Genomic DNA, 16,875 nt, shown 5'->3' on the forward strand with positions numbered 1-16,875 from the left:
CGCATGCAACCGACGAGTGGGGCTTGCGGTTTGGCCGCTTCGTGACAGATGCTGGGCATCGGTATCGGGCTCGTGTCACGGTCGGCGATCATGGCCACGACCTCTGGACACGTGAATATTGCACTGCAATATAGCAGAATGCCGTCGACAGGGGAGGAAACAATGTCGGGTGCACCGGCCACTGCCGAAAAAGACCTCTACGAAATCGGAGAGATCCCGCCGCTCGGCCATGTGCCGTCGAAGATGTACGCCTGGGCGATCCGCAAGGAGCGTCATGGGCCGCCGGAGACCTCCATGCAGGTCGAGGTCGTCCCGACCTGGGAGATCGACAGCCACGATGTCCTGATCCTGGTGATGGCGGCCGGCGTCAACTACAACGGCATTTGGGCGGCCCTCGGCACGCCGGTCTCGCCGTTCGACGGCCACAAGCAGCCCTATCACATCGCCGGCTCCGACGCTTCCGGGATCGTCTGGGCTGTCGGCTCCAAGGTCACCCGCTGGAAGGTCGGCGACGAGGTCGTGGTTCACTGCAACCAGGACGACGGCGACGACGAGGAATGCAATGGCGGCGACCCGATGTTCTCTCCGTCCCAGCGGATCTGGGGCTACGAGACGCCGGACGGCGGTTTCGCCCAGTTCGCCCGGGTGCAGTCGCGCCAACTCATGCCCCGGCCGAAGCACCTGACCTGGGAAGAATCGGCCTGCTACACGCTGACGCTCGCGACCGCGTACCGGATGCTCTACGGCCATCCGCCGCACACGGTGAAGCCCGGCGACAACGTGCTGGTCTGGGGCGCTTCCGGCGGGCTCGGCGTGTTCGGCGTTCAACTCTGCGCGGCCGCAGGCGCCAACGCCATCGGCGTCATCTCCGATGAGGACAAGCGCGAATTCGTGCTTTCCCTCGGCGCGCGCGGCGTCATCAACCGCAAGGAGTTCGACTGCTGGGGGCAACTGCCCAAGGTGAACAGCGAGGAGTACGGGGTCTGGGCCAAGGAGGCCCGTCGCTTCGGCAAGGCGATCTGGGACATCACCGGCAAGGGCAAGAATGTCGACATCGTGTTCGAACACCCCGGCGAGGCGACCTTCCCGATTTCCACCTTCGTGGCCAAGCGCGGCGGCATGATCGTGTTCTGCGCCGGCACCACCGGGTTCAACATCTCCTTCGACGCCCGGTATGTCTGGATGCACCAAAAGCGCGTGCAGGGCTCCCATTTCGCGCATCTGAAGCAGGCGACGGAGGCCAACCGGTTCGTGATCGACCAGCGTGTCGATCCCTGCATGAGCGAGGTCTTCCCCTGGGCGCAGATTCCGCGCGCCCACATGAAGATGTGGAAGAACGAGCATGCGCCGGGCAACATGGCCGTGCTGGTCTCCGCCCCGACGACGGGCTTGCGCACCTTCGAGGACGTGCTCGAAGCCGGCCCGCAGGCGGCCTGACGACACAACGCTTTTGCCCGCGCAGCGAACGCGCGGGCAAAGCTTTCTTCCACCGGGACATGCTTCAGCGCCCTCCCTTTTCGATCATATCGACAAGGTCTGGACAGGACGTCCCCCAAGAAGCCGATTTCGTTTGCGGGACGACTGCATTAGGGTTCGGGTCGGCTGGGCGCGCCGGTGTCGTAGACGGAGCGCGTGTGGCCATGCGCCCTCGCCCGTTCCGACCGCAGCCGACACGATAGGATCCGGACCATGCCTTCCGCCTCTTACCCGTATGCGCTCGCCGGCGCCTTGCTCTTTGCCTCGCTCGCGCCGCTTCCGGCCGTTGCGGCCGACGATACCTGCGAGCTCGACCGCCCGGTGATGTTTGCGGGCCTCGACTACCAGTCGGCCGCCTTCCACACCGAAATCGCCAAGTTCATCACCAAGAACGGCTATGGCTGCGCCGTCGACGACCTGCCCGGCTCGGTGATCCCGCTGATCAACGGCGTCGCCCGCGGCGATGTCGACGTGATTATGGAGATCTGGACCGCCAATCCGGCCCAAGCCTGGGTGGATGCCGAGGCGCGCGGCGAGGTGGTCCCGCTCGGCACCACCTATCCCGATGCCCAGGAAGGCTGGTTCGTGCCGAGCTACCTGGTCGACGGCGACGAGGCGCCGATCCCGACCCTGAAGCGCGTCGAGGACCTGCCGGACTATGCCGACACGTTCCAGGATCCGGAAGAGCCGAGCAAGGGCCGCTTCTACAACTGCCCGGCCGGCTGGCAGTGCGAGGTGGTCAATTCCAAGAAGCTGATCGCCTACGGGCTCAGCGATTCCTACACCAACTTCCGCCCCGGCACGGGAACCGCGCTCGCCGCCGCCGTGGAGGCGGCCTATCTGCGCAAGAAGCCGATCCTGTTCTATTATTGGACGCCAACGGCGCTGATGGGCGAATACGCCTTCGAGAAGCTTGAAGAGCCGGAGTTCAACCAGAAGATCTGGGACGACATGCTGGCGAGCGACGATCCCGACACCGCGACCGCCTATCCGGTCAGCAAGGTCATCATCGGCGCCAACAAAGCCTTTTCCGAAGAGGCGCCGAACCTGACGGCGTTCCTCACCGCCTACACCACGACCAGCCAGCTCACCAGCGAAGCCCTGGCCGGCATGGAAAAGAACGGTACCTCCGCCGCCGAAGCCGCCAAGACCTTCCTCAAGAACCGCGAGGACGTCTGGGGCAAATGGGTGCCGGAGCCGGTCGCCGAGAAGGTCAAAGCCGCGCTGTAGCCTCTAAGGACTTCGGGCCGAAGAGACCTGAAGTCTTCGCAAATGGTTCCAATGAATTGGAGCGGGACGCCGGCTGACATCGGCTCCCGCTTTTTTTTGCGATCCCGCTCCGGCTCGTACGTTCGCGAGACCCGTGTAGCTTTTCCTGGAATCGCCAAACGGCTCCAACCCTTTGTTTTGGCGCATTTCCGGGCGGAGGCGATTTGGTCGAATGCACCGATCGGTCCGCGTTCGGCAGGTGCCGAATACGGACCGATCGGAGCTTTCTACGTCGAGCACCTTATCGGCGCGCAGGATGCTCGATGAGCAAGAGCGTAGGAAACCGGCCGGTTTTGCCGTTCCGGCTTCTTCCAGGGGCCGGCTGCTGCGAGGCAGCAGTCGGGCACATCGACCCGTTTCTCGAGCTTTTCCAGGAAAAGCAGGGACCACTTTTCCGTCCGGGAATGCGGTCTTTCTTTCGGCCGCATTTTCCGACGCTTCGTGCGAAGAGCGCATCCCTGGAAGCTGGTTGCGTCGCCGGCGTCTCCGATCGGTCATCGGCTCGACGATCGTAACGCTGACGCCCACCATATCCCTCTGCCTCACCCCTTGCCAACGGTTAAATGTCAACAGTTGACATATCGCAATGGCCAGCCGTAATTTGGCGAACAACAATCCGGAACGCGATATGCTTGAAACACCCGAAACGCCGAAACAGCCGCGCTTCAACGAAGACTTCGGGGGGCGCCGTTTGGCGTTCCGAAGCCTGGTGGAGGCCCGGAGCGCCGCGCTTCTGCCAGGCACGCCGAACCCGCTCAGCGCGCGGATCGCGCAGGACGTCGGGTTCGAGGCGCTCTACTTGACCGGCGCCGGACTGACCAACACCAATCTCGGCCTGCCGGACCTCGGGTTGATCACCGCCAACGACGTCATCGACATGACCGCGCGGATCAGCGACGTCTGCACGCTGCCGCTGATCGTCGACATGGATACCGGGTTCGGGAACGCGCTGAATGCCTATCACACGGTGCGCCAGCTCGAGCGCGCCGGCGCCTCCGCGATTCAAATCGAGGATCAGATCTTCCCGAAAAAGTGCGGTCACTTCGCCGGCAAGGCCGTCGTCCCGGTCGAGGAGATGCTGGGCAAGCTGAAGGCCTGCCTCGACGCGCGGCGCGATCCGAACACCTCGATCATCGCCCGCACCGACAGCCGGGCGGTCGAGGGCTTCGAGGCGGCATTGGACCGGGCCTATAAAATGTCGGAGGTAGGGGCCGACATCGTTTTCGTGGAGGCCCCGCGCAGCATCGAGGAGATCAGGGCCATCGGCGGGCTGCCAAAGCCGCAGCTGATCAACCTGGTCGTGGGCGGGCAGACGCCGATGCTCGGGCTGGAGGAACTCCGCGACGCCGGCTTCTCGCTCGTCCTCTACGCCAATGCCGCCCTTCAGGCGTCGATCAAGGCGATACAGGACGTGCTGACCTCGCTGCACACCCATGGTTCTTTGGCCGAGGTGGAAGGTCAACTGGCGACGTTCGTGGAAAGACAACGACTGGTCGGCAAGCCGGAAATCGATACCCTGTCGGAGCGATACCGAGGCGCCTGACCGAAGCCGGGACATCAAGAGCGGACCATGAAGCTACGTGAACTGCCGGCCGTCTTCATGCGCGGCGGAACCTCGAAGGCTTTGGTTTTCAAGATCGACGACCTGCCCGCCGACCGGACGGACTGGGACGCGATCTTCCTGGCGGCGACGGGATCTCCGGATCCGTACGGGCGGCAGCTCGATGGCATGGGCGGCGGCCTCTCATCGCTTTCCAAGGTTTGCGTCATCGGCCCCCCGACTAGGCCCGATGCCGATGTCGACTACACCTTTGCCCAGGTCTCGATTCCCACCGAGAGCGTCGACTACGCCGGGAATTGCGGGAACATGGTGTCCGCCATCGGCCCCGCGGCGATCGACCTTGGCCTGGTCCCCTGCCCGCCCAATGGCGAGGCCTGCTTGCGCATTCACAACACCAACACCGACAAGATCATCGTTGGCCGGTTTCCGGTCGAAGACGGCGTGCCCGCCGTGGATGGCGATCTCGCAATAGACGGGGTCGCCGGCACCGGCGCGCCAGTCCGTCTTGATTTTCTCGAGCCCGGCGGATCGAAGACCGGCGTGCTGCTGCCAACCGGCGCCCCGGTTGACGTATTGCCCCTCGAAGACGGCCGCACCGTTCGCGCAAGCCTCGTCGATGCCGCCAATCCGTGCGTCTTCGTGGCCGCGACGGATCTAGGAAAAACCAGCACTGAGGCGCCCGACGCGCTCGCGGACGACGTCGACTTCATGGCGACGATGGACCAGATCCGCTGCGCCGGCTCCGTAAAGATGGGGCTGGCGCCGGATCTGGCAGCGGCGCGCAAACTCGGGAGCATTCCCAAGGTCGCGATGGTTGCGCCGCCCACCGCGGTCACCACCCTTTCCGGCGTGCCGATTGCGGCGGAGCAGATGGCATTGCTGGTGCGCATGATCTCCATGGAGCAGCCGCATCGGGCCTTGCCGATCACCGGAGCGATCTGCCTTGCTATCGCCACGCGGATCCCCGGCTCGATCCCCCAGACCTTGGCCGCAACGGACGATGGCCCGCTGACCCTTTGCCATCCATCGGGCTCGCTCCTGGTCGATTCAGCGGTCCACCAGCGGGACCGCACATTCCTGGCCGAAAGCGGAACCGTCTACCGAACCGCCCGCAAGCTGTTTGCCGGCCATGTCTTTTTCCGCGATCGTCGGGACTGACAACCGAACCGAGGCACGGCCATTTGCTGCCAAGCCGAATTGAACGGATCGGCTCGGCGGTCTCCTGAACCGGAAACCGCCGAGCCGAGCCGTCATTATTGCGCGGGCGGCCGTCAGCCGCTCACCGTCGCCAGGTTCTCGGTCGCCGAGGCGCCGACATAGGCCGCCGCACTTTCGCCGGCGAGCTTCCCGAACACCGAGCCGGACATCAGCCCGGTGCCGCCGGGATAGTTCTCGAAGAACAGGCCGCCGACCAATTCGCCCGCCGCGTAAAGGCCGGGGATCGACTGATCGGTCATGTCCTGGACTTCGCCCTTGGTATTGATCTGCAAGCCACCGAAGGTGAACGTAATGCCTGTTGTGGTCACGAAAGCCACATAAGGCGGCTTGTTGATCGGCAGTGCCCAGTTCGACTTGGGCGGCGTGATGCCCGTGGTCGTCTTCCCGTCGAGGATCGCCGGGTTGTACTTCTGGTCGCCACAGGCGGCGTTATACTCCGCAATCGTCGCCGCGAGCTGCTGCGGGTCGAGCTCGAGCTGCTCCGCCAGCTCCTCGATCGTATCGGCCTCCGCCTTGGTGACCTCCTTGATGCGGTATTCTTCGCGCAGCATGTGCACGGTCTGCTGATCGAAGATCTGGATGGCGGTGCGCTGCGGCTGCGCCATGATTTCGCGGCCGAACTTCGCATAGGTGAGATTGCGATAGTCCTCGCCCTCGTCGACGAAGCGTTCGCAATTCACGTTGACCATGATGCCGAGCGGATAGGAGTGCTTCTGGAAGTTGTCCAGCACCCAGCGGTCGCCATAGGGCGGCGCGGAGATGTCCCACTCGCAGGCATGGCAGCTCGACCAGTTGCCGTAGGGTTTGGCGCCGATGTCCAACGCCATCTTGATGCCCTCGCCCATATTGTGCCGGGTTCCGCGCACGCGGCAGAGGTCCCAGCCAGGGCCGAGATAGCGCACGCGCATCTCCGGATTGGACTCAAAGCCGCCGCACGCGAGGATGATCGCCTTGGCGGTGATGGAGGCGTAACCCTCCTTGGTCCTGACGCGTACGCCAGTCACCGTGCGATCTTCCGACTGCAACAAGCCGACAGCGGCGGTGCCGTAGCGGATCTCCACGCCCAGCTTGGCCGCGCGCGTCAACTCCGCCTCGACAAGGCCGGCACCGCCGCCGACGGCTTCGATGTTCACGCCGCCATAGAAGTGGTGCTTGCCGTCGACGAGATAGGACTGGCGTCCGAACATCGGCACGAACCGGATCGAATGGCTGCGCAGCCACGCCATTGTCGGCCGCGACCGGTCAATCAGAAGATGCGCCAGGTCTTCGTCGGCCTGGTGGTGCGTCACGTCCATCAACTGGTCGTAGAAAAACTTCCGGCTGTGAGACGGCAGCACGATCTGGTCGCGCTCGGCATCGGAAAGATCGGTCAGGATGTCTTGAACGACATCCTCCAGTCCCTCATGGGCAAACCGAAATCCGCCGGCGGTGAAATAGGAGTTGCCGCCCTTTTCCTCTTCGGGAGCGCGCTCCAGGACCAGAACGCGGGCGCCGTTCTCGGATGCCGACAGCGCGGCACATAGCGCCGCATTGCCGGCGCCGACGACGATGACATCATATTCACTCACCCAGTTTCCTCCTATCGCTCGAACTGCCGCCTTGCGACGGCGTCATTTCACCAAAATGTAAACTGTCGACAATTTGAGATCAATCGGCCCGTCTCGGGAGCCGGCGGACGTCCCACCCTCCCGGTCCTTGGCGCCACACTGCGAAAGGGCACAGATCAACTTCCGAGATAGGCCTTGCGGACGTGTTCGCTCTTGGAAAGCTCGGCCGCCGTCCCCGACAGGGTGATCTCGCCGCTCTCGATCACATAAGCGCGGTTGGACAGGCGCAGCGCCATGCTCGCGTTCTGCTCGACCAGCACGATCGAGATCCCTTCGTCCCTGTTGATTTCCTCGATGATCTTGCCGATTTCCTGGACGCGGATCGGGGCCAGACCGAGGGAGGGCTCGTCCAACAGCAACAGTCGCGGCCGCGCCATCAGCGCCCGACCGATCGCCAGCATCTGCTGCTCGCCGCCGGACATGGACCCGGCCATTTGCCATTCCCGCTCGCGCAGGCGCGGGAAATAGCCGTAGACACGCTCGATCGAGCGCGCGATCTCCTCCTTGTCCTCTTTCAGATAGGCCCCGAGGAAAAGGTTTTCGCGCACCGTCATGCGCGGAAAGACGCGCCGGCCTTCCGGCGAGAGCGTGATCCCGAGCCGGACCACCGACGGAGGCGCGAGCTTGGAGATATCAGTATCTCCGAACGTGACTTTCCCGCGCGACGGTGGCGTCAGGCCCATGATCGCTCGAAGCGTCGTCGTCTTGCCGGCCCCGTTGCTGCCGATCAAGGCGACGACCTCCCCCTCCCCGACGGTCAGGGAAACCGACCGCAAGGCCGACCGCTGGCCGTAGTTGACGTCGATGTCGTCGATCGCAAGCGCGCTCAATGGACTGCCTCCGCCCCCAGATAGGCCTCGATGACCTGCGGATTGGACTTGATCTCGTCCGGTTTGCCTGCGGCGATCTGCTCGCCGTGATCGAGCACAATGATCCGGTCGCAAATGCCCATGACGAGGCGCATATCGTGCTCCACGATCAGGACACTCGCCTGGCCGCTCTCGTGGATCTGGCGGATCAGCCGTCCCATCGCGGCCGATTCCTCCGGATTCAAGCCAGCCGCCGGCTCATCCATCATGATCACCTTGGGCTCCGAGGCGAGCGCGATCGCCACTCCCAGCCGACGCTGGTAGCCGTAGGGCAACGCCCCGGCCAAATGGTCGTGGACATGGGCAATCCCGACCTGATGGAGCAGCTGCATGCAGCGCTCTCGGGCGCGCTCCATCGCCTCTGCCGATCCCGGCGTCGGCAGCAGCGAGCCGAGGAAGCTGACATTCATGCGGGTGATGGCGCCGCGGATCACATTCTCCAGAACGCTCGCCGCCGGGAACACGCTGGTCGCCTGGAATGTCCGCGACAGGCCCAGGCGCACGATGCGGTTCGGCCTGAGCCCGACGATGCTCTGGCCGTCGAACGAGATCTCACCCGAAGACGGCGGCAACTGTCCGCTGACGACATTGAAGCAGGTGGTCTTGCCCGCGCCGTTCGGGCCGATCAGACCCACCACTTCCGCGTCCCCCACCATGAAGGAGATGTTCTTCAGCGCCCACAGGCCACCGAACCGCTTCTGGACGTCTTTGACTTCGAGAACCGGTTTCATCGTCAGCCCCTGTTCGGCTTCACGAGCGAGGCGAGCGAAATGAGGCCGCCCGGGAGGAAGCGAAGGACAACGATCATGACGGCGCCGTAGAGGATGTGCTGCATCCCCGCGAAATCCCGCAACAGCTCGGGAAGCGGCGTCAAAAACAACGCTCCGACCAGCGCGCCCCAGTAAAGCGACCGCCCTCCCACCACGATCATCGTGATGAAGGCGACCGAATTCTGGAAGGTGAAGGTGTCCGGCGAGATGTAGCGAATATAGTGCGCCATCATCGCCCCGCCGACGCCAGCGATCCCACTGCCGATGGCGAACGCCACGATCTGGAAGCGCGACGTGTCGATCCCGCAGGATTCCGCCAGATCGATATTCTGCTGGATCGAATGAAAGGCCCGACCGAACATCGACCGGTTGAGCGCCCAGGTCAGCAGCAGAACCAGTATGAACATCGCAAACGCGAAGTAGAAGAACGACGACCGCGATGCGAAGCTGAGCCCGAACAGGGCCATCGGCGGAATGCTGATCAGCCCGTTGGCGCCGTTGGTGACATCCGACCAGTTGAGCGCGACCAGCGTGAAGATCTGGCCGAACAGGAAGGTGACCAGAACGAAGTAGACCCCGCGCAGCCGCAGGATGACCGCCCCCAGAAGCGCAGCCGACGTCGCCGTCGCCAAACCGCTGATGACCAGCGACAGGAGCGGCGGCACCCCAAGTCTCAGCGCCAGCAACGCGGAGATGTAGGCGCCCAGCCCGGCAAACGCGGCGTGGCCGAGCGACAGCTGGCCCACCGAGTAGATAATCCACAGGCTGAGCGCGAAAATCCCGCTGAGCAGCGTCAGGTTGGCGATGTGGACGTAGAACAGGTTGGGCAGCAGGCTGGGCACGAACGCAGCGGCGCCACAGGCCACAATCACGAGCACCAAGGGCGTCCAGGACCGCCGCGCCGGATCCGACGGGGCGGACTTGTCGAGCACCATCGACGTCTCCCTCATCTATGCCTCCCGATGGCCCAGCAGGCCGGAAGGCCGGATCAGCAGGATCCCGATCACCAGGGCAAGCTGCAGGATGTCGGCGACCACCGAGCCCAGCATGGTCGCGCCGTAGCTTTCGATCAGCCCGAGCAGGAGCCCGCCCAGGATCGCTCCCGGGATCGACCCCAAACCGCCGAGAATGACGACGATGAAGGCTTTGAGCATCGGCGTCGTGCCCACGAAGGGCGAGACCGCGAACACCGGAGCCATCAGCGCACCGGCAACGGCGGCCAGCGCCACGGAGATCCCGAACGCCAGAGGAAAGATGCGATCCACCGAAATGCCCTGGATCAGCGCCGCTTCCTGATCTTGGGCGACCGCCCGCATCGCGCGTCCGAGCTTGTGCTTCTGCATGAACAGCCAGAACCCGCCGACGATCACGGCCGCCGCGGCGATGACCAGCAGGCGCGACCAGGTGAAGACGACGGGCCCGACATGCAGCGACCCTTCGACCACGTCCGGAATCGCACGCGGCGAGGCGCCGAAGAACATGAGAACGGCGTTCTGCAGAACGACCGAAATCCCGAGGGTGGCGATCATGCCGGTGAGTTCGTCGGATCTCAGCGGACGAATGACCAGCCATTCGACCACCATCCCGATCAGACCCACGCAAACCGCCGCCAGAACCAACGTGAGGACGAACGGGACTTCCCACTGGGCGAACGTGTAGAACGCGACAAGACTGCCGATCATGTAAAATTCGCCGTGGGCGAAGTTCACGATCCTCATGATTCCGAAGACCAGCGTAAAACCGACCGCCATCAGCATGTACATCATGCCGATGACCAGGCCGTTCACTCCGGCCTGGACCGTGAGCGTCATAAAATCCATTTCGCATCTCGCGGAATTTGAGGTGGCGCAGAGCGCCACCGTTTTACGACTACTCGCAGCGAGTCGGGCTGCAGGTCGCCACGACCTTCGGCTCGCCGTCGGTCACATGACCGATGCTGTAGGGGACGAAGAGCTGCCGCTGGGTGCCCCAGTAGTCGTTGCCGATCCACCGGGCCTTGCCGGCCGGCCCTTCGAAGTCCGAAATCTTGCTCATCGCTGCCGCAACGGCGTCTGTGTCGTCGACCGATCCGGTTTCGCGCATCGCCTCGAACACCATCATGATCGAAGTATAGAAGCCCGGGCTGAACGCGTTCATCGTGCCGCCATAAGCCTTCTCGAACCGTTCCTCATAGGCAACGGCGCTCGGCAGCGACGGGTCGTATTCCTGATGAACGTAGAGCCCTTCGGAGGCTTCGGGGCCGGCAACGGCCAGAATGTCCGGCGTGGCATCGCCGCCGGTGCGAACGATATTGCCCTTGAAGCCGAGTTCGCGGAGCTGCTTCACCAGAAGGCCCGCGGTCTGGGGCGGGCTGCCGTCGAGCTCGAAAGTGTCGATGCCCTGGGCCAGCACACGGGTCAGGATCGGTACGAAGTCGACGCGACCGCGCTCGTAGAATTCCTGCGCGGGAAAGCTCGCCCCGGCCGCCTCGTAGGCCTTGGCCAGATCGTTCACCATCGCCTGACCGGTCTCGTCGTTCGGGAACAGCCCGCCGACTTTTTTCGCGTCCAGATTCTTCACCACCCATTCGATCTGCGGCTTGGCGTACACTTCCGTCGGCAGAATGGCGCGGAAGCTGTAGGGATATTCCTTCGCCGCGGCGATCGGCGTGAAACCGGCCGTCAGGGTGATCTTCTTGTTTTCGGTGGCCATCGGAACGAGAGCGGCCAGCGGCGCGGACCCGAGCGGCCCGACGACAAACGCCGCATCGTCCTCGAAGATGAGGCGATTCATCGCAGTCACGGCATCGTTCGGCTTATAGTGACTGTCGTAGGCTGCGATCTTGAGATCGTAGGTGGTGTCCCCGACCTTCAGGCCGCCGTCCTTCTGGACGTCCTCGATTGCGAGTTCCAGCGCGCCCTTCATCGCGCTTCCCCAGGCCGCGGCGCCACCCGACAACGGCGCAACAAGGCCGATTGTCATGGTCTCTGCATGCGCGGCGGTCCCGAGGGCGATGACCGGAACACTCAGTGCCAAAGCGAGTGATCTCACGACTTTCCTCCCCTGTTTTCGGGCGGAGCACCCACCCGGTTGATGGACTTATGTCCGCAATCCAGCCTTCAGTCAACTGTTGACACTTTACAGTTTGCCAATCAGGTTGTGCCCGCTTCTAGGGCGGCAGGGAGGAAACAATGCGTGCGTACGGGCTTTTCATCGGCGGAGAGTGGGTTGGAGCCTCGGCCGGTCGAACCTTCCGGTCGACGAACCCTTATACGGGAGAGCCGTGGGCGACTTTGCGGGAGGCAACCGCCGAGGACGTCGACACCGCCGTCGCCGCCGCGCGAACCGCTCAGAAAGACTGGCAGGCCACAAGCGGGGCACATCGCGCGGAGGCCCTACACGCGATTGCCTCCGCCGTGCTTTCCCATGCCGACGAGCTGGCTGTCTTCGAGACCACCGACAACGGAAAAATCATCCGCGAAACGCGCTCCCAGATGCGCTTTTTCGCCCGCCTGTGCCGCTACTATGCCGGCTATGCCGATAAGCTCTACGGCAGCGTCATTCCGCTCGACCAGCCGACCGTCTTCGATTTCACCGTGCGCGAGCCCTATGGCGTCGTTGGGCTGATCACGGCGTGGAACTCGCCGATCAGCCTGCTCGGCAACAAGCTGCCGGCCGCACTCGCCGCTGGAAACTGCGCGGTGGTGAAACCGTCCGAACACGCCTCGGTCTCGACGCTGGAGCTGTGCAAGATCTTTCAGGAGGCCGGACTGCCGGCCGGCGTCGTCAATGTCGTCACCGGAGGCCCCGAAGTGGGCGCCGCGATGGTGGCCCACCCGGACGTGGCCAAGATCAGCTTCACCGGAAGTCCCGGGGTCGGCCGGAAGATCGCGGCGGCAGCGGGTAAGTATCTGAAGCCCGTCACTCTCGAACTCGGCGGCAAGTCGCCCAACATCGTGTTTGCCGACGCCGACCCGGAAGCGGCGACCGTCGGAGCGCTCGCCGGAATCTTCGGAGCGACCGGACAGACCTGTGTCGCCGGCTCGCGCCTCCTGGTTCAACGTCCGGTCTACGACGACATCGTCGGGCGCCTTGCCAAGCGGGCCGAGGCGATCAAGCTCGGTGATCCGCTCGACCCCGCCTCCGAAATGGGGACCGCGGCCAACCAGCCCCAGTTCGATCGCATCATGGCGTCGATCGAACGCGCAAAATCGGACGGCGCCCGTCTGGTCACCGGCGGCGCCCGCGCCACCGGCGATGGGCTCGACAAGGGCCTCTTCATCCAGCCCACGATCTTTTCAGATGTCGCCAACACCATGCACGTCGCGCAGGAGGAGATCTTCGGCCCGGTGCTGGCCGTCCTGCCCTTCGACGAAGAGGACGAGGCGGTCGCGATCGCCAACGACATCCCGTTCGGGCTTGCCGCCGGCGTCTGGACCAAGGACGTTTCGCGCGCGATGCGCATGATCCCGAAGCTGAAAACCGGCGTGGTGTGGGTCAACACCTACCGGGCCGTTGCCGCCCAAGCCCCCTTTGGCGGCGTCAAGGACAGTGGCTTCGGCCGCGAGCGTGGCGAACAAGGGCTCCTGGAGTTCTCCACCGTCAAGAACGTAATGATCGACTATTCGAGCGAGATCCGGGACCCGTTCGCCATCAAGAACTAGAGCATGTCCAGGCCAAGTGGAAACCGGTTGGCCGTCCGGACATGCGTCAAAACAAAGGGTTAGAGCCGATCGGCGTTTCCGTGAAACGCTGACAGGCTCTAAGACCTGGCTTCTGAACTGGACTGCGCCGCGGCAACAACCAGCGCGCAGCGAAACAAGATCGACGTGAAGGAAACGCAAGACGATGAAGATCAAGGACGGAAAATTTCTGATCACCGGCGGCGTCAGCCTGATCGGGTCGCACATCACCGAGCAACTTCTGGCGGCCGGCGCCGGCGAGGTGATGCTGTTCGACAATTACTCGCTCGGCTCGCCCGACCTGATCGCGGACCTTCTGAAGGACGAGCGCGTGACGCTCGTGCGCGGCGACATCACGCGCATCAACGAGCTCTATGACGCACTGGACGGGGTCGACGGGCTGTTTGCCGCCGCCGCCTTTCTCACCCTGCCCTTCAGCCAGAACCCCGGCCTCGGGCTCAACGTCAATGCGATCGGCCAGTTCAACGTGTTCGAGGCGTGCCGCTATCGCGGCGTGAAGAAGGTGATCTTCTCCTCCTCCGTGGCGACCTACGGCGATCCCGAGTCCGGCCTGATTGACGAGGATACACCGTTTCGCTGGCACACCATGCAGCCGGCCGGCGTTCTCTACGGAACGACCAAGATCCTGGGCGAAACGCTGGGCAACCTCTATTCGGCCCGCCACGGCGTGAACTCCGTGTCGCTGCGTTACGCGACCGTCTACGGCGAGCGCCAGCACTATCGCGGTGTGAACGCGCTCTACATCATCAAGACCTACGACGAGCTCGTCCAGGGCCGCCGGCCGGTGATCCCGGGCGACGGCAGCGAGGTGCACGACTACGTCCACGTCGCCGATGTGGCGCGCGCCAACCTGATGGCGATGGAAAGCGACGTCACCGGGGAATCGTTCAACGTCGCGACCGGCAAGGCCACGTCGCTCAACCGCCTGGTGGAGATCATCAGCGACATCATCGGGACCGACCTGAAGCCGGAGTACAAGGAGACCGCCGGGCAGGTCCGGGTGACAACCTCCAGCACGCTCGACTTTTCCATCGAGCGGATCGAACGCGCGGTTGGCTGGAAACCCGAGATCTCCATCGAAGACGGCATCGCGCGCCTGATCCGCTGGCGCCAGAGCCAAGCGGCTTAAGCACGCTCAGGCCGCGAGAACGAGAACATCTAACCATGTCCGACTATGTCATCCACGCCATCAAATATGCCGAGATCGCCGACCGCACGGCATCCCAGAACTTTCTCAATGGCAACGACGCCCACGACGGACCCATGCCGATGGATTTCTTCGTTTGGGTCGCGGTCGGCGAGGAGCGGACCTTCGTCATCGACACCGGTTTCGACCAGGTGACAGGCGCCCGGCGCGGGCGCCAGGTCTGGCGGCCGGTGGCGGAAGGGCTGAAAGCGGTCGGCGTGGCCCCACAGGCGATCGACGACGTGATCGTCACGCACATGCATTACGACCACTGCGGCAACCACGAGCTGTTTCCGCAGGCGCGCTATCATCTACAGGAACGCGAGATGGCCTACTGCACCGGACCGTGCATGTGCCATCACGCGCTCCGGCACGCCTTCGATCTCGACGACGTGCAAACCATGGTGAAGCGCGTGTTCGAGGGTCGGGTTCAGTTCCACGACGGCAACAGCGAGATTGCGCCCGGCCTGAGCGTCCACTGGGTGGGCGGTCACTCCAGAGGGCTGCAGGTCGTGCGGGTCCGCACGAAGCGCGGCTGGGTCGTGCTAGCCTCCGACGCCTCACACTACTACGCCAACATGGAGGGTCACGCGCCGTTCCCCGTGGTGGTCGATGTCGCCGATATGCTCAACGGCTACGACACGATGCAGGCGCTCGCCTCCTCGCCGCGCCACATCGTGCCGGGGCACGATCCGCTGGTGCGCGCGCGCTATCCCTCATCCGACAAAGGCGACGCGATCGTCCGGCTCGACCTCGACCCGGCCGCCGCGTGAGGCAAGCCGGTCAGCCGTCCGCCCTCCATTTCCTCAGAAAGACCGACATGACGACGCAGGCTGCCGCCGACGAGGCGCACGAGATACTGGCCCCCTCAAGCGCATTCGCAGCGTTTGCAGCGTCCACCCGCTATGAGGACATTCCGGCCGCCGTCCTCGAGCGCGCCCGCATCCACATCCTCGACGGGCTCGGGCTTGCGCTGGCCTCCACCACCTTCCCGTTTGCCGGCCCGACGCTTGCCGCCATGGCGGAGCTCAGCGGCGGCGGCGGAAGCACGATCATCGGCTCAACGGCAACCGCCGCGCCGCGCGATGCCGCAATCGCCAATGGTGTTCTGATCCACGGGCTCGATTACGACGACACCCACCTGCAGGCGATCGTGCATCCAACCTGCGCCGTGCTGCCTACCGTCCTTGCGCTTGCCGAACAGCACGGCCTCAGCGGACGCGAGGCGCTGACGGCCTTCTGCATCGGCATGGAGATCGCCGTTCGGATCGGGGCTGCGGTGAACGGCGGCTTCCACCACACCGGCTTCCACGCGACCGGCGTGATCGCGCATTTCAGCTCCGCCGTGGCCGCCGGCCGCCTGCTCGGCAACGATGCCGCCCAACACGTCTCCGCCCTCGGGATCGCGGCCAGCACCGCGTCCGGCATCCAGGTCTTCCTGGAGGAAGGCGCCTGGACCAAGCGGCTGCATCCGGGTTGGGCGGCCGCCGGCGGGATCACCGCCGCCATGCTGGCGCGCCACGGCTTCAAAGGGCCGAGCCGTGCGCTGGAAGGCCGGTTCGGCCTGTTCGAGACCCACCTCCACGACCACATCGCGGACGTGAAAGCGCAATTCCTGACCGAGGGTCTCGGCGAGACCTGGATGATGGCCGACACCGCGCTGAAGCCCTACCCTGTCTGCCACTTCATCCATGGCTGCGCAGACGCTGCGCTTGCGCTGCGCGAAGAAATCGGCGGTGCGCAAATCGAGGCGGTGGAGATCCGGCTGCCCGAGGACACGCTGAAGATCGTCGCCGAACCGATCCAGCAGAAGCGCAACGTCACCAACGAGTACGAGGCCAAGTTCAGCGCCCCGTTCGTCGTCGCTTCGGTGCTTCTCAAAGGACGCTTCGGGCTTCCAGATCTGACCGACGAGGCACTGGCCGACCAGGCCGTGCACGCGCTCGCTCGAAAGTGCGACTGCCGCGCCGATCCCCAGTCGCTGTTTCCGACCTATTTCTCCGGCGGCGTCTTGGTCCGGCTGCAAGACGGTCGCACGCTGGAGCGCCACGTGCCGATCAACCGTGGTGCCGGCGAGCGGCAGATGACGCTGGACGAGGTGACGGAGAAATTTCGGGAGAACGCGTCGCTGGCTATTGCGAGCGAGCGGGCCGCGGCAATCCGCGCGGCCGTTCTCTCAATTGCGCAACATCCGTTTGCGCAATTGACGCAGACGCTGCGCACCGTCGGCTGAGCGC

At 64.3% G+C, this 16,875-nt stretch carries 14 protein-coding genes; 8 read left to right on the forward strand and 6 right to left on the reverse strand.

From position 1 onward, the window contains the following. Positions 1–162 precede the first annotated feature (162 nt). The 4 genes from ccrA (at position 163) to HNS03_RS16615 (ending at position 5,464) form a co-directional block, all read left to right on the forward strand. Positions 163–1,437, forward strand: coding sequence for a crotonyl-CoA carboxylase/reductase (gene ccrA, locus HNS03_RS16600; RefSeq protein WP_367196851.1), 1,275 nt, complete (start codon positions 163–165; stop codon positions 1,435–1,437). Between the two features lie 252 nt (positions 1,438–1,689). Next, positions 1,690–2,706: an ABC transporter substrate-binding protein gene (locus HNS03_RS16605; protein WP_367196852.1), complete on the forward strand. Its 1,017-nt coding sequence runs from the start codon at positions 1,690–1,692 to the stop codon at positions 2,704–2,706. A 667-nt stretch (positions 2,707–3,373) separates the two neighbouring features. Next, positions 3,374–4,288, forward strand: a complete 915-nt coding sequence (locus HNS03_RS16610) for an oxaloacetate decarboxylase (RefSeq protein WP_367196854.1) — start codon at positions 3,374–3,376, stop codon at positions 4,286–4,288. Positions 4,289–4,315: 27 nt separating this feature from the next. After that, positions 4,316–5,464 (forward strand): 2-methylaconitate cis-trans isomerase PrpF family protein, encoded by a 1,149-nt coding sequence (locus tag HNS03_RS16615; protein WP_367196856.1) that lies wholly within the window; start codon positions 4,316–4,318, stop codon positions 5,462–5,464. Positions 5,465–5,577: 113 nt separating this feature from the next. On the opposite strand, the gene tcuA is transcribed toward HNS03_RS16615, so the two are convergent. From tcuA to HNS03_RS16645, 6 genes are all read right to left on the reverse strand, one after another. After that, the gene (gene tcuA / locus HNS03_RS16620; RefSeq protein WP_367196858.1) at positions 5,578–7,092 is read right to left on the reverse strand and encodes an FAD-dependent tricarballylate dehydrogenase TcuA; all 1,515 of its coding nucleotides are present in this window, start codon (positions 7,090–7,092) and stop codon (positions 5,578–5,580) included. A gap of 155 nt (positions 7,093–7,247) precedes the next feature. Beyond that, complete coding sequence (locus HNS03_RS16625) at positions 7,248–7,961, reverse strand: ABC transporter ATP-binding protein (RefSeq protein ID WP_367196859.1); 714 nt, start codon at positions 7,959–7,961, stop codon at positions 7,248–7,250. Beyond that, positions 7,958–8,731 carry an ABC transporter ATP-binding protein gene (locus HNS03_RS16630; protein ID WP_367196861.1) on the reverse strand — a complete coding sequence of 258 codons (774 nt, stop codon included), beginning with the start codon at positions 8,729–8,731 and terminating at the stop codon, positions 7,958–7,960. Before HNS03_RS16630 ends, HNS03_RS16625 begins: the two co-directional genes overlap by 4 nt. A gap of 2 nt (positions 8,732–8,733) precedes the next feature. Continuing rightward, on the reverse strand, positions 8,734–9,720 hold the full coding sequence (locus HNS03_RS16635) for a branched-chain amino acid ABC transporter permease (RefSeq protein ID WP_367196863.1): 987 nt from the start codon (positions 9,718–9,720) through the stop codon (positions 8,734–8,736). Next, positions 9,721–10,590, reverse strand: a complete 870-nt coding sequence (locus HNS03_RS16640) for a branched-chain amino acid ABC transporter permease (protein ID WP_367196864.1) — start codon at positions 10,588–10,590, stop codon at positions 9,721–9,723. Between the two features lie 49 nt (positions 10,591–10,639). Then, positions 10,640–11,800, reverse strand: coding sequence for an ABC transporter substrate-binding protein (locus tag HNS03_RS16645; protein ID WP_367196866.1), 1,161 nt, complete (start codon positions 11,798–11,800; stop codon positions 10,640–10,642). A gap of 140 nt (positions 11,801–11,940) precedes the next feature. Here HNS03_RS16645 and HNS03_RS16650 point away from each other — a divergent pair, with 140 nt between their 5' ends. The 4 genes from HNS03_RS16650 to HNS03_RS16665 all read left to right on the forward strand — a co-directional run bounded on the left by HNS03_RS16650 (position 11,941) and on the right by HNS03_RS16665 (position 16,871). Then, complete coding sequence (locus HNS03_RS16650) at positions 11,941–13,413, forward strand: aldehyde dehydrogenase (RefSeq protein ID WP_367196868.1); 1,473 nt, start codon at positions 11,941–11,943, stop codon at positions 13,411–13,413. 184 nt (positions 13,414–13,597) lie between these two features. Then, on the forward strand, positions 13,598–14,581 hold the full coding sequence (locus tag HNS03_RS16655) for an NAD-dependent epimerase/dehydratase family protein (protein ID WP_367196869.1): 984 nt from the start codon (positions 13,598–13,600) through the stop codon (positions 14,579–14,581). Between the two features lie 35 nt (positions 14,582–14,616). After that, on the forward strand, positions 14,617–15,411 hold the full coding sequence (locus tag HNS03_RS16660; protein ID WP_367196871.1) for an N-acyl homoserine lactonase family protein: 795 nt from the start codon (positions 14,617–14,619) through the stop codon (positions 15,409–15,411). A gap of 47 nt (positions 15,412–15,458) precedes the next feature. Further along, positions 15,459–16,871: an MmgE/PrpD family protein gene (locus tag HNS03_RS16665; protein ID WP_367196873.1), complete on the forward strand. Its 1,413-nt coding sequence runs from the start codon at positions 15,459–15,461 to the stop codon at positions 16,869–16,871. Positions 16,872–16,875: the final 4 nt, after the last annotated feature.

Origin of the sequence: Amorphus sp. 3PC139-8, from assembly GCF_040750475.1 — a bacterium.
Lineage (GTDB): Bacteria > Pseudomonadota > Alphaproteobacteria > Rhizobiales > Amorphaceae > Amorphus.